The organism is Pseudomonas fluorescens (assembly GCF_030344995.1).
Taxonomy (GTDB): Bacteria; Pseudomonadota; Gammaproteobacteria; order Pseudomonadales; family Pseudomonadaceae; genus Aquipseudomonas; species Aquipseudomonas fluorescens_BF.
This window is the reverse complement of the sequence record NZ_CP128260.1, coordinates 1,728,653-1,754,781: the sequence shown is the minus strand read 5'-3', so window position 1 is coordinate 1,754,781 and position 26,129 is coordinate 1,728,653. Positions and strand designations below refer to the sequence as shown.

Annotated in this window: 25 protein-coding genes; 11 read left to right on the top strand and 14 right to left on the bottom strand. The window is 61.7% G+C overall.

All coding sequences use genetic code 11. The features are described from left to right. Positions 1 to 130: 130 nt before the first annotated feature. Genes QR290_RS07895 through QR290_RS07885 form a run of 3 tightly spaced genes read right to left on the bottom strand, consistent with a single transcriptional unit; the run spans position 131 to position 2,446 of the window. Positions 131 to 433, bottom strand: coding sequence for an amidase (locus tag QR290_RS07895; RefSeq protein ID WP_289204660.1), 303 nt, complete (start codon positions 431 to 433; stop codon positions 131 to 133). Next, positions 430 to 1,509 (bottom strand): serine hydrolase domain-containing protein, encoded by a 1,080-nt coding sequence (locus tag QR290_RS07890; RefSeq protein ID WP_289204659.1) that lies wholly within the window; start codon positions 1,507 to 1,509, stop codon positions 430 to 432. The genes QR290_RS07895 and QR290_RS07890 overlap by 4 nt, the downstream gene beginning before the upstream one ends. A gap of 31 nt (positions 1,510 to 1,540) precedes the next feature. Further along, the gene (locus QR290_RS07885; protein ID WP_115076838.1) at positions 1,541 to 2,446 is read right to left on the bottom strand and encodes an acyl-CoA dehydrogenase family protein; all 906 of its coding nucleotides are present in this window, start codon (positions 2,444 to 2,446) and stop codon (positions 1,541 to 1,543) included. A 153-nt stretch (positions 2,447 to 2,599) separates the two neighbouring features. On the opposite strand from QR290_RS07885, the gene olsB reads away from it, so the two are divergent. Continuing rightward, positions 2,600 to 3,355, top strand: a complete 756-nt coding sequence (olsB, locus tag QR290_RS07880) for an L-ornithine N(alpha)-acyltransferase (protein WP_007957877.1) — start codon at positions 2,600 to 2,602, stop codon at positions 3,353 to 3,355. Next, entirely contained in the window at positions 3,355 to 4,149 is a 795-nt protein-coding gene (locus tag QR290_RS07875; protein ID WP_289204658.1) for a lysophospholipid acyltransferase family protein, read from the top strand. The genes olsB and QR290_RS07875 overlap by 1 nt, the downstream gene beginning before the upstream one ends. A 14-nt stretch (positions 4,150 to 4,163) precedes the next feature. Here QR290_RS07875 and QR290_RS07870 read toward each other — a convergent pair whose 3' ends face one another. After that, a complete protein-coding gene (locus QR290_RS07870; protein ID WP_289204657.1) occupies positions 4,164 to 4,736 on the bottom strand; it encodes an ACP phosphodiesterase in 573 nt (190 codons plus the stop codon). Between the two features lie 171 nt (positions 4,737 to 4,907). On the opposite strand from QR290_RS07870, the gene QR290_RS07865 reads away from it, so the two are divergent. The 4 genes from QR290_RS07865 (at position 4,908) to QR290_RS07850 (ending at position 8,290) form a co-directional block, all read left to right on the top strand. After that, positions 4,908 to 5,210, top strand: coding sequence for an ArsR/SmtB family transcription factor (locus QR290_RS07865; RefSeq protein ID WP_007957866.1), 303 nt, complete (start codon positions 4,908 to 4,910; stop codon positions 5,208 to 5,210). A gap of 33 nt (positions 5,211 to 5,243) precedes the next feature. Further along, positions 5,244 to 6,407, top strand: a complete 1,164-nt coding sequence (locus QR290_RS07860) for an MFS transporter (protein WP_007957864.1) — start codon at positions 5,244 to 5,246, stop codon at positions 6,405 to 6,407. Positions 6,408 to 6,439: 32 nt separating this feature from the next. Beyond that, complete coding sequence (locus tag QR290_RS07855) at positions 6,440 to 7,489, top strand: alkene reductase (RefSeq protein ID WP_115076835.1); 1,050 nt, start codon at positions 6,440 to 6,442, stop codon at positions 7,487 to 7,489. Positions 7,490 to 7,666: 177 nt separating this feature from the next. After that, positions 7,667 to 8,290 carry a hypothetical protein gene (locus QR290_RS07850; RefSeq protein ID WP_115076834.1) on the top strand — a complete coding sequence of 208 codons (624 nt, stop codon included), beginning with the start codon at positions 7,667 to 7,669 and terminating at the stop codon, positions 8,288 to 8,290. A 207-nt stretch (positions 8,291 to 8,497) separates the two neighbouring features. Here the strand turns inward: QR290_RS07850 and emhR are convergent, their stop codons facing one another. Further along, positions 8,498 to 9,130 carry an efflux system transcriptional repressor EmhR gene (gene emhR, locus QR290_RS07845; RefSeq protein ID WP_289204656.1) on the bottom strand — a complete coding sequence of 211 codons (633 nt, stop codon included), beginning with the start codon at positions 9,128 to 9,130 and terminating at the stop codon, positions 8,498 to 8,500. 266 nt (positions 9,131 to 9,396) lie between these two features. Between emhR and emhA the strand changes: the two genes are divergently transcribed. From emhA to QR290_RS07820, 5 genes are all read left to right on the top strand, one after another. Further along, positions 9,397 to 10,551 (top strand): efflux RND transporter periplasmic adaptor subunit EmhA, encoded by a 1,155-nt coding sequence (gene emhA, locus QR290_RS07840; protein ID WP_115076833.1) that lies wholly within the window; start codon positions 9,397 to 9,399, stop codon positions 10,549 to 10,551. Positions 10,552 to 10,554: 3 nt separating this feature from the next. After that, positions 10,555 to 13,704, top strand: a complete 3,150-nt coding sequence (gene emhB / locus QR290_RS07835) for an efflux RND transporter permease subunit EmhB (protein ID WP_115076832.1) — start codon at positions 10,555 to 10,557, stop codon at positions 13,702 to 13,704. Next, positions 13,701 to 15,161 (top strand): efflux RND transporter outer membrane subunit EmhC, encoded by a 1,461-nt coding sequence (gene emhC, locus QR290_RS07830; protein ID WP_115076831.1) that lies wholly within the window; start codon positions 13,701 to 13,703, stop codon positions 15,159 to 15,161. Before emhB ends, emhC begins: the two co-directional genes overlap by 4 nt. A gap of 287 nt (positions 15,162 to 15,448) precedes the next feature. Continuing rightward, complete coding sequence (locus QR290_RS07825) at positions 15,449 to 16,708, top strand: OprD family porin (protein WP_115076830.1); 1,260 nt, start codon at positions 15,449 to 15,451, stop codon at positions 16,706 to 16,708. Between the two features lie 175 nt (positions 16,709 to 16,883). Continuing rightward, on the top strand, positions 16,884 to 17,699 hold the full coding sequence (locus QR290_RS07820) for a methyltransferase domain-containing protein (protein WP_289204655.1): 816 nt from the start codon (positions 16,884 to 16,886) through the stop codon (positions 17,697 to 17,699). A gap of 104 nt (positions 17,700 to 17,803) precedes the next feature. Here the strand turns inward: QR290_RS07820 and pcaC are convergent, their stop codons facing one another. From pcaC to QR290_RS07775, 9 genes are all read right to left on the bottom strand, one after another. Beyond that, on the bottom strand, positions 17,804 to 18,196 hold the full coding sequence (gene pcaC, locus QR290_RS07815) for a 4-carboxymuconolactone decarboxylase (RefSeq protein WP_025110738.1): 393 nt from the start codon (positions 18,194 to 18,196) through the stop codon (positions 17,804 to 17,806). Positions 18,197 to 18,206: 10 nt separating this feature from the next. Then, positions 18,207 to 18,998 (bottom strand): 3-oxoadipate enol-lactonase, encoded by a 792-nt coding sequence (gene pcaD, locus QR290_RS07810; RefSeq protein ID WP_115076828.1) that lies wholly within the window; start codon positions 18,996 to 18,998, stop codon positions 18,207 to 18,209. Between the two features lie 12 nt (positions 18,999 to 19,010). After that, positions 19,011 to 20,375 carry a 3-carboxy-cis,cis-muconate cycloisomerase gene (locus tag QR290_RS07805; RefSeq protein ID WP_289204654.1) on the bottom strand — a complete coding sequence of 455 codons (1,365 nt, stop codon included), beginning with the start codon at positions 20,373 to 20,375 and terminating at the stop codon, positions 19,011 to 19,013. A 46-nt stretch (positions 20,376 to 20,421) separates the two neighbouring features. After that, a complete protein-coding gene (locus tag QR290_RS07800; RefSeq protein ID WP_115076826.1) occupies positions 20,422 to 21,717 on the bottom strand; it encodes an MFS family transporter in 1,296 nt (431 codons plus the stop codon). 192 nt (positions 21,718 to 21,909) lie between these two features. Further along, positions 21,910 to 22,476, bottom strand: a complete 567-nt coding sequence (gene pcaG, locus QR290_RS07795) for a protocatechuate 3,4-dioxygenase subunit alpha (protein WP_007957832.1) — start codon at positions 22,474 to 22,476, stop codon at positions 21,910 to 21,912. Position 22,477: 1 nt separating this feature from the next. Beyond that, positions 22,478 to 23,182, bottom strand: coding sequence for a protocatechuate 3,4-dioxygenase subunit beta (gene pcaH / locus QR290_RS07790; RefSeq protein WP_115076825.1), 705 nt, complete (start codon positions 23,180 to 23,182; stop codon positions 22,478 to 22,480). 36 nt (positions 23,183 to 23,218) lie between these two features. After that, the gene (gene pcaF / locus QR290_RS07785; protein WP_289204653.1) at positions 23,219 to 24,424 is read right to left on the bottom strand and encodes a 3-oxoadipyl-CoA thiolase; all 1,206 of its coding nucleotides are present in this window, start codon (positions 24,422 to 24,424) and stop codon (positions 23,219 to 23,221) included. Next, a complete protein-coding gene (locus QR290_RS07780; RefSeq protein ID WP_007957829.1) occupies positions 24,421 to 25,200 on the bottom strand; it encodes a CoA-transferase subunit beta in 780 nt (259 codons plus the stop codon). The genes pcaF and QR290_RS07780 overlap by 4 nt, the downstream gene beginning before the upstream one ends. Beyond that, positions 25,200 to 26,057, bottom strand: a complete 858-nt coding sequence (locus QR290_RS07775; RefSeq protein WP_289204652.1) for a CoA transferase subunit A — start codon at positions 26,055 to 26,057, stop codon at positions 25,200 to 25,202. The genes QR290_RS07780 and QR290_RS07775 overlap by 1 nt, the downstream gene beginning before the upstream one ends. Positions 26,058 to 26,129 lie beyond the last annotated feature (72 nt).

The window sequence follows — 26,129 nt, the reverse complement described above, 5'->3', positions numbered from 1 at the left end:
CGCGGGTGTTTCCCGGTCTTGTTGTTCGCTATGAATTCACGACACATGAACGGCAGGTCGTGCTCACCGCCAGATAACCGCGAGACACGCGAGAGGACAATCGAATGTGGTTCCACAGGGTGGAACCGGATCAGGGTTGCAGGCGACAGCCCTGGCGCTCGCCTTGCCACCGGGCGCTGTTGCTGCGTCCCAGGCCGCTGGCGGTGACGATTTTTTGCGGGCGGTCATCGGTCAGTTCGCTGGGCAGCCATTGCTTCACGTAGCCCCGGCAATATTCGGCGTCGTTGTTCATCACGTAGCGGCAAGAACAATATTCCTTGGCGGTGTAGGCGCTGATGATGTCCGGGAAGGCCCACAGGTTTTCGCGCTCGTGCCAGCCCCAGCCCAGCAGCACGACCAACAACACCAGCAGGATTCGTTTGAACAGTTTCATGGCCGCACCGCCCCGAGCACGCGCTTGAGCAATTCGTTGTGGCGATAGCTGCCGTCGCGGTCATCGGCGTAGCGCACGATCACCAGTTTTTCACTCGGGATGACGTACAGCGCCTGGCCCCAATGGCCGAGGGCGGCGAAGGTGTCGGGCGGTGCGTCGGGCCATGGCGACGGCGCGCCGTCTGCCGGGCGATTGAGCCACCACTGGCCGCCGGGCACGGCTTCGTCCTGATGGGCCTTGTAGCCGGCGAAGGGTTGGCGGTTGAAGGCGACCCAATCCTTGGGTAGCAACTGCCGGTCATTCCAGCGTCCGTCTCGCGCCATCAACAGGCCGATTCGCGCCAGATCCCGGGCGGTCATATAAGCGTAGGAAGAGGCGACGAAAGTGCCCGTGGCGTCGGTTTCCCAGGTGGCATGGCGGATGCCCAGGGGATCGAAAAGCGCTGTCCACGGATAGTCCGGATAACGCTGTGGGCCGACGATGGTTTTCAGCGCCGCCGCCAACAGATTGCTGTCGCCGCTGGAATAACGGAACGCCTGACCCGCTGGCGCGTAGCTGTCGTGATCGGCGGTGAAGGCGGCCATGTCGCGATGGCCACGGGTGTAGAGCATCGCCACCACCGAGGACTTCAGCGGGGCGTATTCGTAGTCTTCCTGCCAGTCGATGCCGGAGGCCCAGTGCAGCAGATCCTTGATCGTAATGGCCGGGTGTTTTTCCAGTGCCGGGTAATATTGCCCGGCCGGGTCATCAAGCTTGAACAGACCTTCGCCATAGGCCACGCCGAACACCGTGGCCATCAGGCTTTTGCTGATCGACCAGGTCAGGTGCGGGGTGTCGGCGGTGGTCGCGGCGGCGTAACGCTCGTAGATGAGCTGACCGTCGCGGATCACCAGCAAGGCGTCGGTGCGGATGCCTTTGCGGGTGCTGTCATCGCGGGTCGGAAAGGCGTAGGCCTCCAACGCATCGACGGCAGAACCGGTGATTTTCGCACCGGTCGGCCATTGCTCGCCCGGCCATTGTTCGGCCTGAACCGTGAAGCTGATCAACAGCAGAAACAGGGACAGGCCTTTGAACATGGTGAGGGCTCTGTAGATGAACCTGAGAAGACTAGCCGGCGTTCATGACAGATGTGTTTTGACTTGCCGCCAACGCCTTGGCCAATCGTTTGGCCCGCGCACCCGCCGCCAGTTGCATGACCGATTGATCGCGCTGCCACATCGTCGCCCACTCGGGATTGCCGTCACGCAGTGCCTGATCGACTTCCGCTTTCAACCCGTCGAACTGCGCAAACAATCCGCCGAGCAACACATGCCCCGCCGGATTGTTCGGCGGCTGTCGACTGACTTCCGCGCATCCGGCCAACAGCGCCAGCAAGCGCAATTGCAGCGGCTGTGGCCAGCCGCTGTCCTGACCGACGCCGTACAGCCACGCGGTCATTGCACTCAACACATAAACGTCTTCAAGGGTGCGGAACGGTTTGACGTAAGCGTCCCAACCGTCCCCGGCGAGCAACTCGCACAGGGCATCGTCGAGATGCAGCCGACCATGGCTGATGTCCGGCATCAACGGCAGCGCCGGCAGTTTTTCCACCCGCACGCCGGGTTCGCCGGGGTACACCACCGCCAGACTCAGGCGCGGTGATTCGCCGGGTTGCTCGCTGCGCGCGGCGATCAGCAGCCAGTCCGCCGCATCACCGGCGGTGACGAAATCCTTTTGCCCGGTGAGGCGCAGATCCGTGAGCCGGGTCTGCATGTCCGCCGGGCGCAGGCTGCGCTGCTCGGTGGCACACAACGCGCCGAGGCTCGGCGGCGCGCTCGGCCAGAGCATGCGCAACGCCGCCTGATAACCCACCAGAAACGCCAGCCCCGGCGTCGCCATCCGCCGCCCTCCCGCCACCGCCAGTTCGAACGGCGTCACGCTGCCCAGTTGATGCAGCAGCGTGGCGAAACCCTCCGCCAGATCGGCAACGGCGGGCAGGCGTTCGCGGCATTCAAGCAGGGTCGACCAGGTCATCAGAGGCTCCTCGTGGGCTGTCATATAAGCATCACCAAACATTCATGGCGATGACACCGGGGCTACATAGCCTGACTTTGCACAACACGGCTGCATAAAGAAAGTCGATCGGCTGCAACCCATGACGGGTTCAAGGCCCGTACGGAGATTCACATGACTCAGATCGCCCGCATCAGCGACACCGGCAATGAACGCCGCCTGCAAGCCGAACGCCTGATCGGCGCCGAGGCCTTGCAGCAAGCCCAGGCCTTGCGCTTCAACGTGTTCAGCGGCGAGTTCAACGCCAAGCTGAACGGCGCGGAGCTGGGTCTGGACATGGATGACTATGATGTTCACTGCAGCCACATCGGCGTGCGTGACCTGAACACCGGCCGCCTGGTGGCGACCACCCGTTTGCTCGATCACACCGCCGCCAGCAGCCTGGGCAAGTTCTACAGCGAAGAAGAATTCAGCCTGCATGGCCTCGCCGGTCTGCAAGGCCCGATCCTGGAAATCGGTCGCACCTGCGTCGACCCGGCCTACCGCAACGGCGGCACCATCGCCGTGCTTTGGGGCGAACTGGCCGAAGTCCTCAATCAAGGCGGCTACAGCTATCTGATGGGCTGCGCGAGCATCCCGATGCAGGACGGCGGCGTGCAGGCCCACGCGATCATGCAGCGCCTGCGCGAACGTTATCTGTGCACCGAACACCTGCGCGCCGAACCGAAGAATCCACTGCCGAGCCTCGACATTCCGTCGAACGTGATCGCCGAAATGCCGCCACTGCTCAAGGCCTACATGCGCCTGGGCGCGAAGATCTGCGGCGAGCCGTGCTGGGACGAAGACTTCCAGGTCGCCGACGTGTTCATTCTGCTCAAGCGCGACGAACTCTGCCCGCGCTACGCCAAGCACTTCAAGGCGGCGGTGTGATGAGCCGGCTGCGGGTGTACGCGCGAATTGCGCGAGTGCTGCTGGTGGTGACACTGGGCTTGAGCATGGCCAGTGTCTTCGGAGTATTCGAACGTTTGGGGCTGGCCCATTCGATGGAGCGTCGGCAGCGCTGGTCGCGGTTTTTCATGGCGCGCCTGAGCAATGCCCTGCCCTTTCGTGTGACCGTTCACGGCGAGCTGCCGAAACAGCCGATGCTGTGGATCAGCAACCATGTGTCGTGGACTGACATTCCGCTGCTCGGCATGCTCACGCCGCTGTCGTTTCTGTCCAAGGCCGAAGTGCGCACCTGGCCGGTGGCCGGCTGGCTGGCGGCGAAAGCCGGTAGCCTGTTCATCCGTCGCGGTTCGGGCGACAGCCAGTTGATCCGCAAACAGATGACCCGTCACCTGCAAACCGATCATCCGCTGCTGATGTTCCCGGAAGGCACCACCACCGACGGCCGCTCGCTGCGCACCTTTCATGGTCGTCTGCTATCGGCAGCAATTGATTCGGAAGTGAAGCTGCAACCAGTGGCGATCCGTTATCTGCGCGAGGGCAAGATCGATTCGCTGGCGCCGTTCATTGGTGACGATGATCTGCTGTCGCACCTGATGCGCCTGTTCAGCAACGACTGCGGCGATGTCGAGATTCATCTGCTCAAGCCGATTGCCTGCCAGGGCCGGGAACGCGCGGCATTGGCGTTCGAGGCGCAACAAGCGGTGCAGAAAGCCTTGTTCGGCGATGTGCTCAAACCGGTCGAAGCGCAACACGCCCGCGATCTGATCGCGGCCTGATCGGCGACGCCTGCCTACAGCTGCCGGCCGGCAAAGTCCTGCAGCTGTGGGTAGAACAAACGAAAGTCTTCGCTCAACGGTTCATACAACCGGCGCAATTCCTCCATCGCCCCCGCCAGTTCTTCAGGCCGGGTCAGGCGCCGGGAGATCCCGCGCAACACCTGCTCCAGCACTTCGAATTCCTGATACGAACCCAACCAGTCATTGGCCACCATATGCGGGGCGATCTTCGCCAGGCGTTCGGGCAATCGCCTCTCGCTGGACAGCACGCGGTAAACGTCGGTGGTGAATTGGCCGAGCGGACGGTCGGCGTACAGCGTCCAGTCCCGGGCCAGGCAATGGTCGAAAAACACGTCGAGGACGATGCCCGCGTAACGGCGGCGGGTCGTGGAAAACCGCGCCAGTGAGGCATCCACCAGCGGATGGCGATCGGTAAACACATCGATTTGCCGATGCAGGGCAATTGCCGCTTCGATCTCCGGGTCGAACTGCCCTTGCAGCCGCCCTTTGACGAAATCGCCATACAGACTGCCGAGCAGTTGACCGGGACGCTGGCCACCGAGGTGTAAATGTGCGAGATAGTTCATGGGCGCAGCTTAGCACCGCGCCCGCGTTTGTTTACACCCAACATATCGTTATAACCCGATATACCGATTTATGCGGTCATCAGATCAAATTCATATTGGTATATCGCGAAGTACCGATTTAAAGTTCGCCTCATCGCGATATAGCGCTACACACATCACGAGCACCCAGCCATGAACATTGACCTCGACGAAATAATAAAAGCCCTGGCGCACCCAGTACGGCGAGACATCCTCAACTGGCTGAAAGACCCGAAAGCCCAGTTTCCGGAACAGATCCACAACCACGAGTACGGCATCTGCGCCGGGCAGATCGATCAACGCTGCGGCCTGTCGCAGTCGACCGTTTCCGCCCACCTGGCCACCCTGCAACGGGCCGGGCTGATCAGCAGCCAGAAAGCCGGCCAGTGGCACTTTTTCAAACGCAACGAGGACGTGATCCAGGCGTTCCTCAGCACCCTCAGCAAAGAGCTCTGACCCTTAACGTCAGCCAGCCAAAAGGATCAAACGATGCCCCTCTCGCTCCTCATACTCGCCTTGAGCGCCTTCGCCATCGGCACCACCGAGTTCGTCATCATGGGCCTGCTGCCCAATGTGGCGGCCGACCTCGGCGTGTCGATTCCCGGCGCCGGCTGGCTGGTGACCGGCTACGCCCTGGGCGTGGCGATTGGTGCACCGTTCATGGCAATGGCCACTGCAAAACTGCCGCGCAAGGCTGCACTGGTAACGCTGATGGGCATCTTCATTATCGGCAACCTGCTCTGCGCCATCGCCACTGACTACGAGGTGCTGATGTTTGCCCGAGTGGTTACCGCCCTCTGCCACGGTGCGTTCTTCGGCATCGGTTCGGTGGTCGCGGCCAACCTGGTGGCACCGAACAAACGCGCCTCGGCCGTGGCCCTGATGTTCACCGGCCTGACCCTGGCCAACGTGCTGGGCGTACCGCTGGGCACCGCCCTCGGTCAGGAAGCTGGCTGGCGCTCGACCTTCTGGGCAGTGACCGTGATCGGTGTGATCGCGCTGATCGGCCTGATCCGCTTCCTGCCGGCGAAGCGTGACGAAGAAAAACTCGACATGCGTGCCGAACTGGCCGCGCTCAAAGGCGCCGGGATCTGGCTGTCGCTGAGCATGACTGCACTGTTCGCCGCCTCGGTGTTCACTCTGTTCACTTACGTCGCGCCGCTGCTGGGCGATGTTACCGGTGTCTCGCCCCGTGGCGTGACCTGGACCCTGATGCTCATCGGCCTGGGCCTGACCGTCGGCAACATCATCGGCGGCAAACTGGCCGACAAAGGCCTGGCCGCAACGCTGATCGGCGTGTTCATCGCCATGGCCGTGACCTCCACCGTACTGACCTGGACCAGCATCGCGCTGATCCCGACCGAGATCACCCTGTTCCTCTGGGCTACCGCGTGTTTCGCTGCCGTGCCGGCCCTGCAAGTGAACGTCGTGACCTACGGCCAGGCCGCACCGAACCTGGTGTCGACCCTGAACATCGGCGCCTTCAACGTCGGCAACGCCCTCGGCGCCTGGGTCGGCGGCAGCGTCATCGCCCACGGCTACGGCCTGACCAGCGTGCCTCTCGCCGCTGCAGCGCTGGCGGTACTCGCACTGCTGGTGACCCTGATCACATTCCGCCAGAACGGCAATCCCGAGCTGGCCACCGCTAACTGATTCACTCACTTACCTCACGAGGGTTGTATCTCATGGCAACAATTTTCGATCCGATCAAACTGGGCGACCTCGAGCTGTCCAACCGCATCATCATGGCGCCGCTGACCCGCTGCCGTGCCGACGAAGGCCGCGTACCGAACGCACTGATGGCCGAGTACTACGTACAACGCGCCTCGGCCGGTCTGATCCTCAGCGAAGCCACGTCGGTGACCCCAATGGGCGTCGGCTACCCGGACACTCCGGGTATCTGGTCCAACGACCAGGTGCGCGGCTGGACCAACGTGACCAAGGCCGTTCACGCAGCCGGTGGCAAGATCGTCCTGCAACTGTGGCACGTCGGCCGGGTTTCCCACCCTTCGTACCTGAACGGCGAAGCGCCGGTTGCACCAAGCGCCATCCAGCCTAAAGGCCACGTCAGCCTGGTTCGCCCGCTGGCCGACTATCCAACCCCGCGTGCGCTGGAAACCGCTGAAATCGCCGACATCGTCGACGCCTACCGCGTTGGTGCGGAAAACGCCAAGGCCGCCGGTTTCGACGGCGTGGAAATCCACGGCGCCAACGGTTACCTGCTCGACCAGTTCCTGCAAAGCAGCACCAACCAGCGCACCGACAACTACGGCGGCTCCCTGGAAAACCGTGCCCGCCTGCTGCTGGAAGTGACTGACGCCGCGATCGAAGTCTGGGGCGCGGGCCGTGTAGGCGTGCACCTGGCTCCGCGCGCCGACTCCCATGACATGGGCGACGACAACCTGGCCGAAACCTTCACCTACGTCGCCCGCGAACTGGGCAAGCGTGGCATCGCCTTTATCTGCTCCCGCGAGAAAGAAGGCGCCGACAGCCTCGGCCCACAACTGAAAGAAGCCTTCGGCGGCGCCTACATCGCCAACGAACGCTTCACCAAGGACAGCGCCAACGCGTGGCTGGCCGAGGGCAAGGCTGACGCTGTGGCATTCGGAATCCCGTTCATTGCCAATCCGGACTTGCCGGCCCGTTTGAAGGCCGACGCGCCGCTTAACGAACCGCACCCGGAAACGTTCTACGGAAAAGGCGCGGTCGGTTACCTCGACTACCCGACGCTGTAATCGTTAGAGCGTTGCAACTAAAAAAGCCCCGATTCGAAAGAACCGGGGCTTTTTTAGTTTCTATTTGAAAATGAATAAAAGAAATAAAGCATTACACAGCCAACAAGCAAAGGATCACTGACGCTGCTATTTTCGCTCACATAAATTCACTACAACCCTACAGCGAGAGAGATAATCATGGATGAAATTGAAGAGTACCTTTCCCAGTTCACAGGCAAGGAATCCCCGGAAGACATCGAACGGGAAAGAGTCTATCTGTCCGGATTGAGCAAAGAGAGATTCGAAGAAATTCGAGCACAGAACGCATTTGAAAGAACTTATGAATCGAACTACGCACAGGCCATGCAACAGCAACCAGCCCAGTGGGTTAACCTTCGTAATAAAACCTCTGGCACCTATGTACTGTTCCAGATTTTCAATCGTACTCGCGAAACATTTTCACTGACCAGTTCGAGCTGGGCCAATGACCCTGATCGTTATGAGATCCCGCCAGCCGGATACGTTATATTTACATTGCCCGGTAACTTACTAAAACGCATCAGTAGTGCGAACGCTGGCTACAGAAGTTCACAAATCAATCATCAATTTACGTACAGCAGCGGCAACTACGCGTTCAATTTCTCGACAGCAGCAAAACTAACCCTCAAGTACGAACCGTTCGCCTTTGGCGATACAACGTCCGTATCGCGAAGTCACAGCATTCGCTCGATCGGCCAGTCCGAAATTGTATGCGAGTACATGATGGAACAGAACCAAAACAAGTCCCCGTACAGCTACGCGATCACGATTCAGATCAGTTAGAAAATTCATTCACGACCTTCTCTATTCAGACAGGCGCGCTCTCGCAAGGACGCCTGCCGGGCATTGCTCAAATTGCAGTGAACAGATACCCCACAAATGAAATACAAAATCCCTACAAAATGCGTAGCGCGCGACGTATAAACTCGCCGCCTGGATCGACTCCAATGCAGCGGGTAGAAGCCGCATGAGCCAATAACGAATTTTGTTTCATTTGCGCAGGCTGGGGCTCAGGCGCAGCATGTCCAGCCCGGTATCGACCCAGCGCTCGGCCTCGGCGTAAAGTTCGAAGCTGTCCGGCACCAGGAGCCACCCATAAAGGAGGCCGTCGATATAGGCGTGAATGCTGATGGCTGCCCGGGCAGTGTCGAGGTCTGCCGGTAACTGCCCACGATTGACCGCATTACTCAATGTCAGCGCGATCCGCACATTGCAATCGAGGCTGGCGGTCCGGCGCTGCTGGCGCAGATCGCACATTTCATCGGTGAACTCGCACTTATGAAACAGAATTTCGTTGATACGCCGGGTCTTCGGGTCCAGCGCAACTTGATGAAACAAATGAATCAGCAATTTGCGCATGCAGCCCAGCGGATCGGGTTCGTCCTCGCTTTCGCTGGCCTTGGCCAGTTCATCCAGCGGCTCATGCAGGGTATCGAGCATGGCTTGCAGCAGATCGGCCTTGTTGCTGAAGTGCCAGTAGATGGCACCGCGCGTCACCCCGGCCAGGGTCGCGATGTCCGACAGGGTCGTGCGGGCCACGCCCCGCTCATAGAAGGCTTTCTCGGCCGCTTCGAGAATCTGGCTGCGCGTTTCCTGAGCTTCCTCTTTGGTACGACGGACCATGGCAGTAAAACCTCAAACAGGATGTTTCAGGGATGGCTGAATATCCGCTGAATAAAAAAGGGTTGATCTCTCGCGGATCGGCTCCCCGGCCTACAATTTCAGACCTTGCGACGACTTTTGTAACAGGGTGGATACGACGCCAAGGTGTTTACAAACAACCATGAACGTAAGTATATTCCTTAGCAAGCTACTTATCCACCCGGTAACCTTTTTTTACCCTTCCACACTTCTTGTGCGCTTTTCGCGCGCCTGACCCGAGGATCTTCATGCAATTCAAGCCAGCTGTTACCGCTCTGGTCACTGCCGTCGCCCTGGCATCGCTGCTCAGCGGATGTAAAAAGGAAGAGGCGGCTCCCGCCGCACCACCTCCTCAGGTCGGCGTCGTCACCCTGCAACCACAAGCCTTTACCCTGACTTCCGAACTGCCGGGCCGCACCAGCTCGTTCCGCGTTGCCGAAGTTCGTCCGCAGGTCAACGGCATCATTCTCAAGCGTCTGTTCAAGGAAGGCGGCGATGTCAAAGCCGGCCAGCAGCTGTATCAGATCGATCCGTCGGTCTATGAAGCGACCCTGAAAAGCGCCGAAGCCAACCTGCGTTCGACCAAGTCGATCTCCGACCGCTACAAGCAACTGGTCGACGAGCAGGCGGTCAGCCGTCAGGAATACGACACCGCCGTGGCCAACCGCCTGCAATCGGAAGCGTCGCTGCAGAGCGCGCAGATCAACGTGCGCTACACCAAGGTCTACGCACCGATCTCCGGTCGTATCGGCCGCTCTTCGGTGACCGAGGGCGCACTGGTCAGCAGCGGCCAGACCGATGCGATGGCGACCATCCAGCAACTGGACCCGATCTACGTCGACGTCACTCAGTCTTCGGTGGAACTGCTGGAGCTGCGCCGAGAACTGGAAAGTGGCCGCCTGCAGAAGGCCGGCGACAATGCCGCCGCGGTCAAGCTGACCCTGGAAGACGGCAGCCAGTACAAACTCGACGGTAAGCTTGAATTCTCTGAAGTGTCGGTCGACCCGACCACCGGCTCCGTGACCCTGCGCGCCGTGTTCCCGAACCCGGATCACACCCTGTTGCCAGGCATGTTCGTTCGCGCCCAGTTGCAGGCCGGTGTCAACGCCGCTGCCATCCTGGCGCCGCAACAAGGCGTGACCCGTGACCTCAAGGGCACGCCGACCGCGCTGGTCGTGGGTGCGGACAACAAGGTCGAACTGCGTCAGCTCAAGGCCAGCCGCACCGTCGGCAGCCAGTGGCTGATCGAAGACGGCCTGAAAGCCGGCGATCGCCTGATCACCGAAGGGCTGCAATTCGTGCGTCCAGGTGTCCAGGTCAACCCGACCGAAGCGACCAACGTAGCCAAGAACCCGGCACCCGCCAAGGCAGCTGACAAAGCCTACGGCGGCAAAGGGGAGTAACTCATGTCGAAATTTTTTATCGACCGTCCGATTTTCGCCTGGGTAATTGCCCTGGTGATCATGCTGGTCGGGGCTCTATCGATCCTGAAACTGCCGATCAACCAGTACCCGAGCATTGCGCCACCGGCCATTGCGATTTCCGTGACCTACCCGGGTGCTTCGGCACAGACGGTTCAGGACACCGTGGTGCAGGTGATCGAGCAGCAGCTCAACGGTATCGACAACTTGCGTTATGTGTCGTCGGAAAGTAACTCCGACGGCAGCATGACCATCACCGCGACCTTCGAGCAAGGCACCAACTCCGACACCGCGCAGGTCCAGGTCCAGAACAAGCTGAACCTGGCCACCCCGCTGTTGCCGCAGGAAGTGCAGCAACAGGGTATCCGCGTGACCAAGGCAGTGAAGAACTTCCTGCTGGTGATCGGCGTGGTATCGCGTGACGGCAGCATGACCAAGGACGACCTGTCCAACTACATCGTGTCGAACATGCAGGACCCGATCTCCCGGACCGCCGGTGTCGGTGACTTCCAGGTCTTCGGTGCCCAGTACGCGATGCGCATCTGGCTCGACCCGGCCAAACTGAACAAGTACAACCTGACCCCGGCCGATGTCAGTGCCGCGATCTCGGCGCAGAACGTTCAGATTTCCTCCGGTCAGCTCGGTGGTTTGCCGGCACTGCCAGGCCAGCAACTGAACGCCACGATCATCGGCAAGACCCGTCTGCAGACTGCCGAGCAGTTCAAGGCGATTCTGCTGAAGGTCAACCAGGATGGCTCGCAAGTGCGTATCGGTGATGTCGCCGACGTCGGTCTGGGTGGTGAAAACTCCAGCATCGCGGCGCAGTTCAACGGCAAACCGGCTTCCGGTCTGGCGGTGAAACTGGCCAACGGCGCCAACGCGCTCGACACCGCCAAAGCCCTGCGCAAGACGATTGACGACCTCAAGCCGTTCTTCCCGCAAGGCATGGAAGTGGTGTTCCCGTACGACACTACCCCGGTGGTGACCGAATCGATCAAAGGTGTGGTTGAAACCCTGGTCGAAGCAATCGTGCTGGTGTTCCTGGTGATGTTCCTGTTCCTGCAAAACTTCCGCGCCACCGTCATCACCACGATGACCGTGCCGGTGGTATTGCTGGGTACGTTCGGCATCCTCGCGGCCGCCGGTTTCAGCATCAACACCCTGACCATGTTCGGTATGGTATTGGCCATCGGCTTGCTGGTGGACGACGCCATCGTCGTGGTGGAAAACGTCGAGCGGGTGATGGCCGAAGAAGGCCTGTCACCGAAGGAAGCGACCAAGAAGTCCATGGGCCAGATCCAGGGCGCACTGGTCGGTATCGCGCTCGTACTGTCGGCGGTACTGCTGCCGATGGCATTCTTCAGCGGCTCCACCGGTGTGATCTACCGTCAGTTCTCGATCACCATCGTGTCGGCCATGGGCCTGTCGGTTCTGGTCGCTCTGATCTTTACCCCGGCGCTCTGCGCCACCATGCTCAAGGCGATTCCGAAAGGCGAGCACGGCACACCGAAACGCGGCTTCTTCGGCTGGTTCAACCGCAACTTCGACCGCAGCGTTCGCAGCTACGAGCGCGGTGTCGGCAACATCCTGCAGCGCAAGGCGCCATACCTGCTGGCCTACCTGCTGATCGTGGTTGGCATGATCTGGCTGTTCACCCGCATTCCGACCGCGTTCCTGCCGGAAGAAGACCAGGGCGTACTGTTCGCCCAGGTGCAGACCCCAGCCGGTTCCAGTGCCGAGCGCACGCAGGTGGTGATCGATGAAATGCGCTCTTACCTGCTGGACAAAGAATCCAGCTCGGTAGCCTCGGTGTTCACCGTGAACGGCTTCAACTTCGCCGGTCGCGGCCAGAGCTCGGGTCTGGCGTTCATCATGCTCAAGCCATGGCACGAGCGTGACGCGAGCAACAGCGTGTTCGCCCTGGCTCAACGCGCCCAGCAGCATTTCTTCAGCTTCCGCGATGCGATGGTGTTTGCCTTCGCCCCGCCGGCCGTACTGGAGTTGGGTAACGCCACCGGTTTCGACGTGTTCCTGCAGGACCGCGCCGGTATCGGTCACGACAAGCTGATGGAAGCCCGTAACCAGTTCCTCGGCATGGCTGCGCAGAGCAAGGTGCTCTACCAGGTGCGTCCGAACGGTCTGAACGACGAGCCGCAATACCACCTGGAAATCGACGACGAGAAGGCCCGTGCCCTGGGCTTGAGCCTGTCCGACATCAACAGCACCCTGTCGATCTCCTTCGGTAGTAGCTACGTCAACGACTTCATCGACCGCGGCCGTGTGAAGAAGGTTTACGTGCAAGGTCAGGCCGGCGCTCGCATGAGCCCTGAAGACCTGAAGAAGTGGTACGTGCGCAACAGCGCCGGCACCATGGTTCCATTCTCCGCGTTCGCCAAGGGCGAGTGGATCTACGGTTCGCCGAAACTGGCGCGTTACAACGGTGTAGAAGCGATGGAGATCCTTGGTTCTCCGGCGCCGGGTTACTCCACCGGTGAAGCGATGGCCGAAGTCGAGGCGATTGCCAAGAAACTGCCGGCCGGTGTGGGTATCTCGTGGACCGGTCTGTCGTACGAAGAACGACTGTCCGGCTCGCAGGCGCCGGCGCTGTACGCCCTGTCGCTGCTGATGGTGTTCCTGTGTCTGGCGGCGCTGTATGAAAGCTGGTCGATTCCGATCGCGGTCATGCTCGTGGTGCCACTGGGGATCATCGGTGCGCTGATGGCCACCAGCCTGCGCGGTCTGTCAAACGACGTGTACTTCCAGGTGGGTCTGTTGACGACCATTGGTCTGGCGGCTAAAAACGCCATTCTGATCGTCGAGTTCGCCAAGGAATTGCACGAGCAGGGACGCAGTCTGCGCGATGCGGCCATTGAAGCCTGCCGCATGCGTCTGCGACCGATCATCATGACGTCGCTGGCGTTCGTCCTCGGTGTTGTACCGTTGGCTATCTCCACCGGCGCAGGCTCGGGCAGTCAACACGCGATCGGTACCGGCGTGATTGGCGGTATGCTCACCGCAACGATCCTGGCGATCTTCTGGGTTCCACTGTTCTTCGTCACTGTGTCGTCCATGGGTCAGCGCAAAAACGCCGGCAAGGATGACACCATAGAAACTCCTAAAGAGGCTGGCCAATGAGCAAGTCGCTACTCTCCATCGCAGTTGCCGCCTTCGTGCTGAGCGGTTGCTCGCTGATACCGGATTATCAGCAGCCTGAAGCACCGGTGGCCGCGCAATTCCCGCAGGGCCCGGCGTACTCGCCGGCCCAGGCACCGGCGCAGGCCGCTGCCGAACAGGGCTGGAAGCAGTTTTTCCATGACCCTGCCCTGCAGCAGCTGATCCAGGTCGCCCTGGAAAACAACCGCGACCTGCGTGTCGCGGCGCTGAACATCGACGCCTACGCGGCTCAATACCGCATCCAGCGTGCCGATCTGTTCCCGGCCGTTTCGGCCAATGCCAGCGGCAGCCGTCAGCGGGTTCCGGCCCGGGCGTCGCAGACCGGTGATTCGACGATCACCAGTTCCTACTCCGCCACCGTCGGCATCAGCGCCTACGAACTCGACCTGTTCGGTCGGGTTCGCAGCCTGAGCGAACAAGCGCTGCAACAATACTTCGCCACCGAAGAAGCGCGTCGCAGCACCCAGATCAGCCTGGTGGCCAACGTGGCCAACGCCTACCTGACCTGGCAGGCCGACAAGGAATTGCTCAAGCTGACTCAGGACACCCTCGGTGCCTTCGAGGAAAGCTACAAGCTGACCAGCCGCAGCAACGAAGTCGGTGTGGCTTCGGCGCTGGACCTGGCGCAGTCGCGTACCTCGGTCGAGAACGCCCGGGCACAACTGGCGCGTTACACCCGCCAGGTGGCCCAGGACGAAAACAGCCTGACCCTGCTGCTCGGCACCGGCGTGCCGGCCAACCTGCAAGCGGCCAAGCCGCTGTCGGATGACCTGCTGGCCGATGTGCCGGCCGGCCTGCCGTCGGATCTGCTGCAACGTCGCCCGGACATCCTTCAGGCCGAGTACAACCTGAAGGCCGCCAACGCCAACATCGGCGCGGCCCGCGCAGCGTTCTTCCCGAGCATCAGCCTGACCGCCAACGCGGGCAGCCTGAGCCCGGACCTGTCCGGCCTGTTCAAGGGCGGCTCGGGCACGTGGCTGTTCCAGCCGCAGATCAACCTGCCGATCTTCAACGCCGGCAGCCTGCGCGCCAGCCTCGACTACGCCAAGATCCAGAAGGACATTGGCGTGGCGAACTACGAGAAGTCCATTCAAACGGCCTTCCAGGAAGTCGCCGACGGCCTGGCCGCCCGCCAGACCTACACCGAGCAGTTGCAGGCCCAGCGTGATTTCGTCGCCGCCAACCAGGATTACTACCGCCTGGCCGAGCGTCGCTATCGCATCGGCGTCGACAGCAACCTGACCTTCCTCGATGCCCAGCGTCAGCTGTTCAGTGCGCAACAATCGCTGATCACCGACCGCCTCGCGCAGCTGACCAGTGCGGTCAACCTGTACAAGGCCCTGGGTGGTGGCTGGAATGCGCAGACCGCGCAGAACGAGCCGCTCAAAGAAGAAGCGCCGAAGATGAAGCTGTTCTGATCATCCGCTGAACACAAAAAGCCCGCCGACTGGCGGGCTTTTTGTTGCCTGCCAATCTTGCGTTCGATAATCGCCCGAATTCCACTTTCGCCGATTGAATCGCCTCGCCCGTGCCCCGCACCATTCGAGCCACAAAACCAATAACAACAGGTTCGACACCATGCTCCCGCGCCCTGCTCCATCCGGCTGATCGCCGCCGCTTCGCCCCTGATTCCATTGAATTCCTGCGCCTCAGAAACGGTCGCAACGCCCCCGTTCGCCCAAAAAAACAAGAGAGACCCGAGCCCATGACAACGTCCCTTGCGCCCTACGCACTTCCCGGCCTGATCGCCCTCGCCCTGGCCGGCGTCGCGCTGCCCGCTGCGGCTGAAGAAGCCGGTTTCATCGAAGGGGCCAAGGTCAACCTGAACCTGCGCAACTTCTACATCAACCGCAATTTCACCAACCCGACCAAGGCTCAGGGCAAGGCTGAAGAGTGGACGCAGAACTTCATCCTCGACGCCAAGTCCGGTTTCACCCAGGGCACCGTCGGGTTCGGCATGGATGTGCTGGGGTTGTACTCGGTGAAGCTCGATGGCGGTAGAGGCACCGGCGGCACGCAGGCGTTGCCACTGGATCATGACGGGCGCCCGGCGGACACCTTCGGCCGCACCAACGTGGCATTCAAGGCCAAGCTGTCACAGACCGAAGTGAAGGTCGGCGAATGGATGCCGGTGCTGCCGATCCTGCGCTCGGACGACGGTCGCTCACTGCCCCAGACCTTTCGCGGTGGCCAGATCACCTCGAAAGAAATCGACGGCCTGACCCTTTACGGCGGCCAGTTCCGCGCCAACAGCCCGCGCGACGACAGCAGCATGAGCGACATGTCGATGTTCGGCAAAGCCGCGTTCACCTCGGACCGCTTCAACTTCCAGGGCGGCGAATACGTGTTCAACGACAAGCGCACCCAGATCGGTCTGTGGAACGCCGAGCTCAAGGACATCTACAGCCAGCAATACGTCAACCTGATCCACAGCCAGCCAATCGGCGACTGGACCCTGGGCGCCAACCTCGGTTTCTTCTACGGCAAGGACGACGGCAGTGCCCGCGCCGGCGACCTCGACAACAAGACCTGGTCGGGCATGTTCTCCGCGCGATACGGCGGCAACACCTTCTACGTCGGCCTGCAAAAACTCACCGGCGACAGCGCCTGGATGCGCGTCAACGGCACCAGCGGCGGAACGCTCGCCAACGACAGCTACAACTCAAGCTACGACAACGCGCAGGAACGTTCCTGGCAACTGCGCCACGACTACAACTTCGCCGCCCTCGGCGTGCCCGGCCTGACCCTGATGAACCGCTACATCAGCGGCGACAACGTGCACACCGGGACCATCACCGACGGCAAGGAATGGGGCCGCGAATCGGAACTGGGCTACACCGTGCAAAGCGGCGCACTCAAGGACCTGAACGTCAGGTGGCGCAACTCGACCATGCGCCGAGACTTCAGCAACAACGAGTTCGACGAGAACCGTCTGATCGTCAGCTACCCGATCAGCCTGCTCTGAGCCATTGCACCATCCGTCAGGATTAATGGCACGGCGCAAGCCAACGCGTAGAGTGGATCCACCTGAAGGACTCAGGTGCTCCACCCTCTTCGCTTCCGTTATCTATTGATGTCGGTCCCCAAGACTTGGCCAGGTTGTCATCGGAAGACCCTGCTGATCACCGGAGGACCGCCTCATGATCACCCGACTCAAACCGGCTCCCGTCGACAAAGACTGGGACGCCCGGGCGTACCAACAGTTTTCCCGTCTCAGGCAACAACCGGTCGAGGAATTGCTCAGTCGTGTCGACCTGAAAAAACCTCAATGCATCTACGACCTTGGTTGCGGCACCGGGATTGCCACGAAGGTTCTGGCCGATCGCTGGCCCCAAGCAAAGATCACGGGCATCGACAGTTCGAAAGACATGCTTCAGGTCGCCCGTTGCCTGCCGATCAAGGCGCGCTGGCAACACGCCGAGCTGCAACACTGGAAACCCCGCAAGCCGGCCGACCTGTTGTTCGCCGCAGCCGTGCTGCATTTCATCGATGACCATAAAACGCTGTTGCCGGGACTGCTACGCCACCTCAACCACGGCGGTTGTCTGGCCGCGCACATGCCGGACTGGCGCGATGCGCTGTGGTATCAACTGATGCTCGAGACCCTCGACGATGCCGGCCCCGGTGGCAAACCGTTGGGCAGCCCACAACTGCGCCAGCGCATGGCGGCGCGGCCGTTGTTGTCGCTGGAGGATTACTACCGTTTGCTTGCGCCACTGACCCGGTCGCTGGATATCTGGGAAACCGAGCAGTTGCAGGTGGTCGACGGCAAGTCGCCGGTTTATGACTGGGTGAAGGTGTCGGCGCTGCGACCGGTGATGCAGGGGCTGACGTCAGAGGAACAGGCGCGCTTCATTTATCACTACCTGATGCGGCTGCATGCGCATTATCCGCAGGAGGAAAACGGCCATACGTTGTTTGCGTTCAAGCGGATTTTCATTGTTGCCAGGGTTTGAATCGGCGCGGCAAATACCACCATCGCTGGCAGGCTAGCTCCCACAATGGACCGCATTTCATTGTGGGAGCTGGCTTGCCAGCGATGAGGCCGACTCAGTCGTCGTCACTCTCGTGATTCGACACCCAGCTCATCCCAGACCGATTCGGCCAGATGAAACGTCGCATTCGCCGCCGGAATCCCGCAGTAGATCGCACTCTGCATGATCACTTCCTTGATCTCGCCACGGCTCACGCCATTGTTGGCCGCTGCGCGCAGGTGCAACTTAAGTTCGCCCTCACGGTTCATGCCGATCAGCATGGCGATGGTGATCAGGCTGCGAGTGTGGCGCGGCAGGCCCGGACGGGTCCAGATGTCTCCCCAGGCGTGACGGGTAATCATCTCCTGGAATTCCGAGTTGAACTCGGTCAGCGTGGTCAGGCTGCGATCGACGTGAGCGTCGCCGAGCACCGCGCGGCGCACTTGCATGCCGTCGTCGTAACGTTGTTTCTCGTCCACGGAAATCCCCTCAATCGGCCAGCAAAAAGGTCAGCACGCGGTCGCTGAATGCGTCGCCGGCCTGAACGTTTGAAAGGTGCGCCGCATAGAACTCGGCGTACTCGGCGCCGCGCACATGCTCCTGAATGAAATGCCCGCCGGACGGTGGCGTCACCGCATCTTCGGTACCGGCGATCACCAGCAGCGGCGCCTTGATCGACGACAACTGCTCACGGAAATCCGCATCACGCACCGCCGCGCAGTTGGCGGCGTAACCTTCAGGATTGGTCGCGGCCAACATGTCGGTGATCTGCTTCGCTGCGACTGGATTGGCGGCGGAAAAGTCCGGGGTAAACCAGCGGGCAATCGACGCATCGCGCAACGCAACCATCGCTGCCGGGCCGTCGCGCAGCACGGTTTCGATGCGCGGGTTCCACACCGACGGATCGCCGATTTTTGCCGCCGTGTTGCAGACGATCAGTTTGTTCAGACGCTGGCCGGCGTTGATCCCCAGCCACTGGCCGATCAGGCCGCCCATCGACAGACCGCAGAAATGTGCACGTTCGATGTGCAGCGCATCCAGCAGCGCCAGCACGTCGCGGCCCAGTTGCTCGATGCTGTATGGGCCCGGTGTCACCAGCGACTGACCGTGCCCGCGCGTATCAAAACGCAGCACGCGAAAATGTTCGGTGAAGGCCGGCATCTGCACGTCCCACATGTGCAGGTCGGTGCCCAGCGAGTTCGACAGCACCAGCACCGGCGCATCGACCGGGCCTTCCAATGTGTAATGCAGTTCGCCATCGGCGAGTTGAACGAAAGCCACAGCCCTCTCCTTTCAGTCAGACAATGCGTTGTGTTCGGCCACCGCACGCTCGACCCAGACCTGCGCCTGGCCGAGGTAATGGGCGGGATCGAGCAGATGATCCAGTTCGGTTGCGCTGAGTTCGGCGGTCACCTGCGTTTCGTCACCGAGTACCGCCCGCAGATGGCGCTGTTCGGCCACCGCACGTTTGCAGCATTGCTCGAGCAGATGATGCGCAGTGTCGCGGCCGACCCGTTGCGCAAGCACGATACTTACCGCTTCGGCCAGCACCAGGCCTTGGGTCAGTTCCAGGTTGCGGGCCATGCGCGCGGCATCGACTTCCAGACCGTCGGCCAACAGCCGCGCCTGTTGCAGCGCGCCCGACACCAGGCAGCAGATCTCCGGCAGGGTTTCCCATTCGGCGTGCCACAAACCGAGGCTGCGTTCGTGCTCCTGCGGCATGGCGCTGAACAGTGTCGAGACCAGACCCGGCACGCGGGTCGCCGCGCCGATCAACACCGCCGCGCCCACCGGATTGCGCTTGTGCGGCATGGTCGAGGAACCGCCCTTGCCCGGCGCCGACGGCTCGAACACTTCAGCCGCTTCGGTCTGCATCAACAGGCTGATGTCGCGGCCAAATTTGCCGAGACTGCCGGCGATCAGTCCGAGCACAGCGCCGAACTCGACGATGCGATCACGCTGGGTGTGCCACGGTTGTTCCGGCAAAGTCAGTTGCAGTTCTTCGGCCAGCGCCTGGGCAATCGGCAACGCCTGTTCGCCGAGCGCCGCGAGGGTGCCGGACGCGCCGCCGAATTGCAGCACCAGCAGTCGCGGCTTGAGCTCGCGCAGGCGTTGGCGGCTACGAGTCACGGCGCCGAGCCAACCGGCGATTTTCATGCCGAGCGTCACCGGCGTCGCATGTTGCAGCCAGGTGCGCCCGGCCAGTGGCGTCGCGGCGTGGCGCTGCGCCTGAATGGTGAGGGAGTCGGCCAGTTGTGCCAGCTCCCCTTCAATCAACGCCAGCGCCTGACGCAATTGCAGCACCAGCCCGGAATCCATCACGTCCTGGCTGGTAGCGCCCAGATGCACATAGCGCTCGGCTTCGGCATCGGTCGCGGCAATCTGTTTGCCCAAGGCCTTGACCAGCGGAATCGCCGAATTGCCGGCCGTGGCAATCGCCTCGCCCAATGCTGCGAAATCAAACAGCCCGGCGCGGCAGGTGTTTTCAATCGACGCGACAGCATTCGCCGGAATCAACCCGACCCGCGCTTCGGCCCGGGCCAGTGCTGCTTCGAAGTCGAGCATTGCCTGCACCCGGCCCTGATCGCAGAACACGTCGCGCATATCGCGGGCAGTAAAGTAGGCATCGAACAATTGATTGCCCGGTCGCTGAGTCATAAAAAGTCCTTGCCGGCGCGGGCCGTTATGGCCCGCGCGCATCGGTTTAAAGGTCGTGGTGCAAATACTTCGCTTCTTTGGGCAGGCGCAGGCTGAACAGGAACGCCACGGCCATCATGATGGTGACATACCAGTAGAACGCGTTTTCCATACCGCCGGCCTTGAGGCTCAGGGCGACGTATTCTGCCGAACCGCCGAAGATCGCGTTGGCCACCGCATACGCCAGGCCTACGCCGAGGGCGCGGACTTCCGGCGGGAACATCTCGGCTTTCACCAGACCGCTGATCGAGGTGTAGAAACTGACGATCGCCAGCGCCAGCGTGATCAGCACGAAGGCCAGGAACGGGCTGCCGACACTTTTCAGGCTGAGCAGGATCGGCACCGTGAACAGCGTGCCAAGGCCGCCGAACCAGAGCATCGAGTTACGCCGGCCGATCTTGTCGGCGAGCATGCCGAACAGCGGCTGCATGCACATGTACAGGAACAGCGCGCCGGTCATGATGTAGCTGGCAGTCTTGGCGTGCATGCCGGCGGTGTTCACCAGGTACTTCTGCATATATGTGGTGAAGGTGTAGAAAATCAGCGAGCCGCCGGCGGTGTAGCCGAGGACAGTGATGAACGCAGCCTTGTGGTCGCGGAACAGTGCACTGATGCTCCCGGCGTCCTTGTGCTCACGCGTTTCCTTGTTGGTGGTTTCTTTCAGCGTGCGCCGCAGGAACAGCGAAATCAGCGCCGCCACCGCTCCGACCACGAACGGAATCCGCCAGCCGTAGGCACGCAATTCTTCTTCGGACAGGAACTGTTGCAGGATCACCACCAGCAGCACCGCCAGCAGTTGCCCGCCGATCAGAGTCACGTACTGGAACGAGGCGAAGAACCCGCGCTGGCCCTTGAGCGCGACTTCGCTCATGTAGGTCGCGGTGGTGCCGTACTCACCGCCCACCGACAGGCCTTGCAGCAGACGCGCGAACAACAGCAGCAACGGCGCCCAGACGCCGATGTCCTTGTAGGTCGGCAGGCAGGCGATCAGCAACGAGCCGAAGCACATCATCAGAATTGAGATCAGCATCGAGTTCTTGCGCCCGTGCTTGTCCGCGACCCGGCCGAAAATCCAGCCGCCGATCGGTCGCATCAGGAACCCGGCGGCGAAGACGCCTGCCGTGTTGACCAGCTGCACCGTGGGGTTGTCGGAGGGGAAGAACGCCGGGGCGAAATAGATCGCGCAGAAGGCGTAGACGTAGAAGTCGAACCATTCGACGAGGTTGCCGGACGACGCGCCGACAATGGCGAAGATGCGCTTGCTGCGCTCTTCACCGGTGTAATGGGAGGTGAGGGTTGTCATTGTTTTTCACTCGATAGGGACAGTGAGAGTCTAGACATACTTTGCAACAGTCCCGTTCCACAGATACTCAAGCGCTGCAAATCCCTGTGGGAGCGGGCTTGCTCGCGAAAGCGGTGGGTCAGCCAACATCAATGGCGACTGACACACCCTCTTCGCGAGCAAGCCCGCTCCCACAGGGGATGTGTGATCACTTCAGTAATCGAAGAACACGGTCTCGGCGTCAGTGCCCTGCAGGATCACATTCCACTGATAGACACCCGCCGCATCCGGTTTCGCCAGCAACGTGGTGCGGCGCTCGGCCGGGACGCATTCGAGCAGCGGATCATTGACGTTCGCCGGATCGCCTTCGAAATAAATCCGCGTCAGCAAGTGCTTCACCAGACCGCGCGCGAATACCAGCACCACCAGATGCGGCGCCTGGGTCGAGCCCTTCAGGCCTTCGACCGTGCCCGGCTTGATGGTGGTGAAACGGAAGCGCCCTTCGGCGTCCACCGGCACCCGGCCGAAGCCTTCGAAGTTCGGATCGAGCGGTTTGGCCTGCTCGTCTTCCGGGTGATCGTATTTGCCGGCGGCGTTGGCCTGCCAGACTTCGAGCATGGCGTCGTTGACGACATCGCCGTTGCCATCCACCACTTGCCCGCTGATCGCCACGCGCTGGCCGAGGGTCAGTTCGTTGGCGAGGTTTTCACGGTTCAGCCAGGTCAGGCCGATGTGGTAATACGGCCCGACGGTGTGGGACGTGGTCGCAGTCAGGGTCATCTCATTTCTCCATCGGCGTGGCTTCGCGGCCGCGCAGCACGATGTCCCAGCGATAAGCGAGGGCGTAGGACGGAATGGTTTTTTCCAGATCGAAAGCGGCGATCAGGCGTTCCTTGGCCGAGGTGTCCGGCACGCAGTTGTAGATCGGGTCGTACGGCAGCAGCGGGTCGCCGGGGAAATACATTTGCGTAACCAGGCGCGTCAGGATGCTAGGCCCGAACAGCGAGAAATGCACGTGCGCCGGACGCCAGGCGTTGTGGTGGTTGCCCCAGGGATAAGCGCCGGGCTTGATGGTCTGGAACTGATACCAGCCGTCGGCGTCGGTCACGGTGCGGCCGGTGCCGGTGAAGTTCGGGTCCAGCGGTGCGTCGTGCATGTCACGGGCGTGGTTGTAGCGACCGGCAGCGTTGGCCTGCCAGATCTCCACCAGAATCCCCGGAACCGGCAGACCGTCCTCGTCGAGCACACGCCCGTGAATGATGATCCGCTCGCCGAGGGGTTCGCCTTGATGCTGGGCGGTCAGATCGTTATCGGTGTCGGCCACACGCTCGGCACCGATGGTCGGGCCGGTGATTTCCGACAGCGAGTGCGGCAGAAACACCAACGGCTTGGACGGCGAGCGCAGATTGGTGGATTGATAATTCGGGTGCAGGTACGGCGGCTGGGTGCCTTCCTGCGGGCGGCGGTAACCAGGCTTGTCAGTCATTTCGCTTTCCTCTGTTCTTGTTCGTCACGGCTTGCGTCAGACGCGTTCGATGGCCAGGGCCAGACCCTGGCCGACACCGACGCACATGGTCGCCAGACCTTTCTTGCCACCGGTCTTTTCCAGTTGATGCAGCGCGGTCAGCACCAGTCGCGCGCCGCTCATGCCCAACGGATGACCCAAGGCAATCGCGCCGCCGTTCGGGTTGACCTGGGCCGCGTCGTCCGCCAGCCCCAGTTCGCGCAATACCGCCAGGCCCTGGCTGGCAAACGCTTCGTTGAGTTCGATCACATCGAAATCGCTGACCGCCACGCCGAGGCGTTCGGTAAGTTTGCGCACCGCCGGTACCGGGCCGATGCCCATCACCCGTGGCGCAACCCCGGCACTGGCCATGCCCAGCACTTTGGCGCGGGCAGTCAAACCGTGTTTTTTAACCGCTTCGGCCGAGGCCAGAATCAGCGCGGCGGCACCGTCGTTGACACCCGAAGCGTTGCCGGCGGTGACGGTCTTGTCCGGGCCGTTGACCGGTTTCAATTTGGTCAGGGCTTCAATCGTGGTTTCGGCGCGTGGGTGTTCGTCCTGGCTGACCACGGTTTCGCCTTTCTTGTGGGCGATCCGCACTTCGACGATTTCTTCGGCGAAGTAGCCGGCAGCCTGGGCAGCGGCAGTACGTTGCTGACTGCGCAGGGCGAAAGCGTCCTGGTCCTCGCGGGAAATTTCGTAATCGTCGGCGACGTTGTCGGCGGTCTGCGGCATCGCGTCGACACCATACTGCGCCTTCATCAACGGGTTGATGAAACGCCAGCCGATGGTGGTGTCTTCCAGCTTCATGTTGCGCGAGAACGCCGCATCAGCCTTGCCCATCACGAACGGTGCGCGGGACATCGACTCGACACCGCCGGCAATCGCCAGCTCCATTTCGCCGCTGGCGATGGCGCGGAACGCCGTGCCGATGGCGTCCATGCCCGACGCGCAAAGGCGATTGAGGGTGACGCCCGGAACGCTCTCCGGCAGACCGGCCAACAACAGCGCCATGCGCGCGACGTTGCGGTTGTCTTCGCCGGCCTGGTTGGCGCAGCCGAGGAATACTTCGTCGATGGCGCTCCAGTCCACCGAGGGGTTGCGCTCCATCAGGGCCTTGATCGGCACGGCGGCCAGGTCGTCAGCGCGAACCGCCGCCAGACCGCCACCGAAACGGCCGATGGGGGTGCGGATCGCATCGCAGATATAAACGTCGCGCATCATGCTTCTCCCGGTGCCTGGCCGTGGGCCGCTGCGGTGCGGGCTTCGAGATCGCGCAGGGCGGTCAGCTCGACTTCGGTCGGTTCGGCGGTGGTGGCCACGCTGTCGGCAAAACGGATTGCCCAACCGGTGGCGGCGACCACTTGCTCGCGGGTCACACCCGGGTGCAGTGCGGTGACCACAAACTCGTGGGTGCCCTCTTCCGGTTCCATGATGCACAGGTCGGTGATGATCCCGACCGGCCCGGCGCCCGGCAGGCCCAGACGTTTGCGCGAATCGCCGCCCTCGCCATGGCCGACCGAAGTGATGAAATCAAGCTTGTCGACAAATGAACGCGCCGACTGTTTAAGGATGATCAGCACGCTTTTGGCAGAGCCGGCAATTTCCGGCGCGCCACCGGCACCCGGCAGACGCACTTTCGGCTGGTGATAGTCGCCAACCACGGTGGTGTTGATGTTGCCGAAACGGTCGACCTGGGCTGCGCCGAGGAAACCGACGTCGATGCGTCCGCCCTGCAGCCAGTAGCGAAAAATCTCACCGGTCGGCACGACGGTGTCAGCGGTTTCTGCCAGTTCGCCGTCACCGATCGACAGTGGCAACACGCTGGGTTTGGCACCGATCGGGCCGGATTCGTAGATCAGCACCACGTCCGGCGACGACGTCAGGCGTGCCAGGTTGGCGGCTTTCGACGGCAGGCCGATGCCGACGAAGCACACCGAGCCGTTCTTCAGGCGACGGGCCGCGGCGACGGTCATCATTTCATTGGTGGTGTAAGTCATTACTCGGCCTCCGAAGCAGCGGCCAACTTGGCCTGGAACTCGCTGAAGTCAGCGCAGCCATGGATGTATTCGTTGATCCACGCGGTAAACGTCTCACGATCGCGGGCGATCGGATCCCACGCCTGATAGAAACGGTTGTCACGTTCGGTGTAACCGTGGGCGTAGGACGGATGCGCGCCACCGGGCACATGGCAGACCGCGCTCAAGGCCCAGGTCGGCAGCACGCAGGCGTTCATCGGGGCGTTGAGGTTGTCGACGATTTCTTCGACGGTGACGATGCAGCGCTTGGCGGCCAGTGCGGCTTCTTTCTGCACACCGAGGATGCCCCACAGCAGCACGTTGCCCTGACGGTCGGCCTTCTGGGCGTGGATCACGGTCACGTCCGGACGCACCGACGGCACCGCCGCCAGCACTTCGCCGGTGAACGGGCACGTTACGGATTTGATCAGCGGGTTGACCTTCGGCAGGTCGGAGCCAGCGTAGGCCCGCAGTACCGCGAACGGTAGGCCGGAAGCGCCGGCGACGTAGGCATTGGCCAGGTCGGCGTGGCTGTGTTCTTCGATTTCCAGCGCGTGCGGCCATTGCTTCTCGACCGCGTCGCGCAGACGGTGCAGCGAACCCACGCCAGGGTTGCCACCCCAGGAAAAGATCAGCTTGCGTGCACAGCCGGCGCCGATCAGTTGGTCGTAGATCAGGTCAGGCGTCATCCGCACCAGGGTCAGATCTTTCTTGCCCTGACGAATGATTTCATGACCCGCCGCCGTAGGGATCAGGTGAGTGAAGCCTTCGAGCGCGACGGTGTCGCCGTCGTTGACGAATTGCTTCACCGCGTCGTGCAGCGAAAGGATCTCAGCCATGGAGCGGGCTCCTGTTTTTGTAATGAATCGCCAGTGATAAAAAGGCGCGAGGTTCTGCGCCGGAGTCACTGA

Bases quoted from the DNA above. Each gene is read 5' to 3' on its own strand.
- QR290_RS07895 (WP_289204660.1), bottom strand. From the start codon at position 433: ATGAAACTGTTCAAACGAATCCTGCTGGTGTTGTTGGTCGTGCTGCTG.
- QR290_RS07890 (WP_289204659.1), bottom strand. From the start codon at position 1,509: ATGTTCAAAGGCCTGTCCCTGTTTCTGCTGTTGATCAGCTTCACGGTT.
- QR290_RS07885 (WP_115076838.1), bottom strand. From the start codon at position 2,446: ATGACCTGGTCGACCCTGCTTGAATGCCGCGAACGCCTGCCCGCCGTT.
- olsB (WP_007957877.1), top strand. From the start codon at position 2,600: ATGACTCAGATCGCCCGCATCAGCGACACCGGCAATGAACGCCGCCTG.
- QR290_RS07875 (WP_289204658.1), top strand. From the start codon at position 3,355: ATGAGCCGGCTGCGGGTGTACGCGCGAATTGCGCGAGTGCTGCTGGTG.
- QR290_RS07870 (WP_289204657.1), bottom strand. From the start codon at position 4,736: ATGAACTATCTCGCACATTTACACCTCGGTGGCCAGCGTCCCGGTCAA.
- QR290_RS07865 (WP_007957866.1), top strand. From the start codon at position 4,908: ATGAACATTGACCTCGACGAAATAATAAAAGCCCTGGCGCACCCAGTA.
- QR290_RS07860 (WP_007957864.1), top strand. From the start codon at position 5,244: ATGCCCCTCTCGCTCCTCATACTCGCCTTGAGCGCCTTCGCCATCGGC.
- QR290_RS07855 (WP_115076835.1), top strand. From the start codon at position 6,440: ATGGCAACAATTTTCGATCCGATCAAACTGGGCGACCTCGAGCTGTCC.
- QR290_RS07850 (WP_115076834.1), top strand. From the start codon at position 7,667: ATGGATGAAATTGAAGAGTACCTTTCCCAGTTCACAGGCAAGGAATCC.
- emhR (WP_289204656.1), bottom strand. From the start codon at position 9,130: ATGGTCCGTCGTACCAAAGAGGAAGCTCAGGAAACGCGCAGCCAGATT.
- emhA (WP_115076833.1), top strand. From the start codon at position 9,397: ATGCAATTCAAGCCAGCTGTTACCGCTCTGGTCACTGCCGTCGCCCTG.
- emhB (WP_115076832.1), top strand. From the start codon at position 10,555: ATGTCGAAATTTTTTATCGACCGTCCGATTTTCGCCTGGGTAATTGCC.
- emhC (WP_115076831.1), top strand. From the start codon at position 13,701: ATGAGCAAGTCGCTACTCTCCATCGCAGTTGCCGCCTTCGTGCTGAGC.
- QR290_RS07825 (WP_115076830.1), top strand. From the start codon at position 15,449: ATGACAACGTCCCTTGCGCCCTACGCACTTCCCGGCCTGATCGCCCTC.
- QR290_RS07820 (WP_289204655.1), top strand. From the start codon at position 16,884: ATGATCACCCGACTCAAACCGGCTCCCGTCGACAAAGACTGGGACGCC.
- QR290_RS07805 (WP_289204654.1), bottom strand. From the start codon at position 20,375: ATGACTCAGCGACCGGGCAATCAATTGTTCGATGCCTACTTTACTGCC.
- QR290_RS07800 (WP_115076826.1), bottom strand. From the start codon at position 21,717: ATGACAACCCTCACCTCCCATTACACCGGTGAAGAGCGCAGCAAGCGC.
- pcaG (WP_007957832.1), bottom strand. From the start codon at position 22,476: ATGACCCTGACTGCGACCACGTCCCACACCGTCGGGCCGTATTACCAC.
- pcaH (WP_115076825.1), bottom strand. From the start codon at position 23,182: ATGACTGACAAGCCTGGTTACCGCCGCCCGCAGGAAGGCACCCAGCCG.
- pcaF (WP_289204653.1), bottom strand. From the start codon at position 24,424: ATGATGCGCGACGTTTATATCTGCGATGCGATCCGCACCCCCATCGGC.
- QR290_RS07780 (WP_007957829.1), bottom strand. From the start codon at position 25,200: ATGACTTACACCACCAATGAAATGATGACCGTCGCCGCGGCCCGTCGC.
- QR290_RS07775 (WP_289204652.1), bottom strand. From the start codon at position 26,057: ATGGCTGAGATCCTTTCGCTGCACGACGCGGTGAAGCAATTCGTCAAC.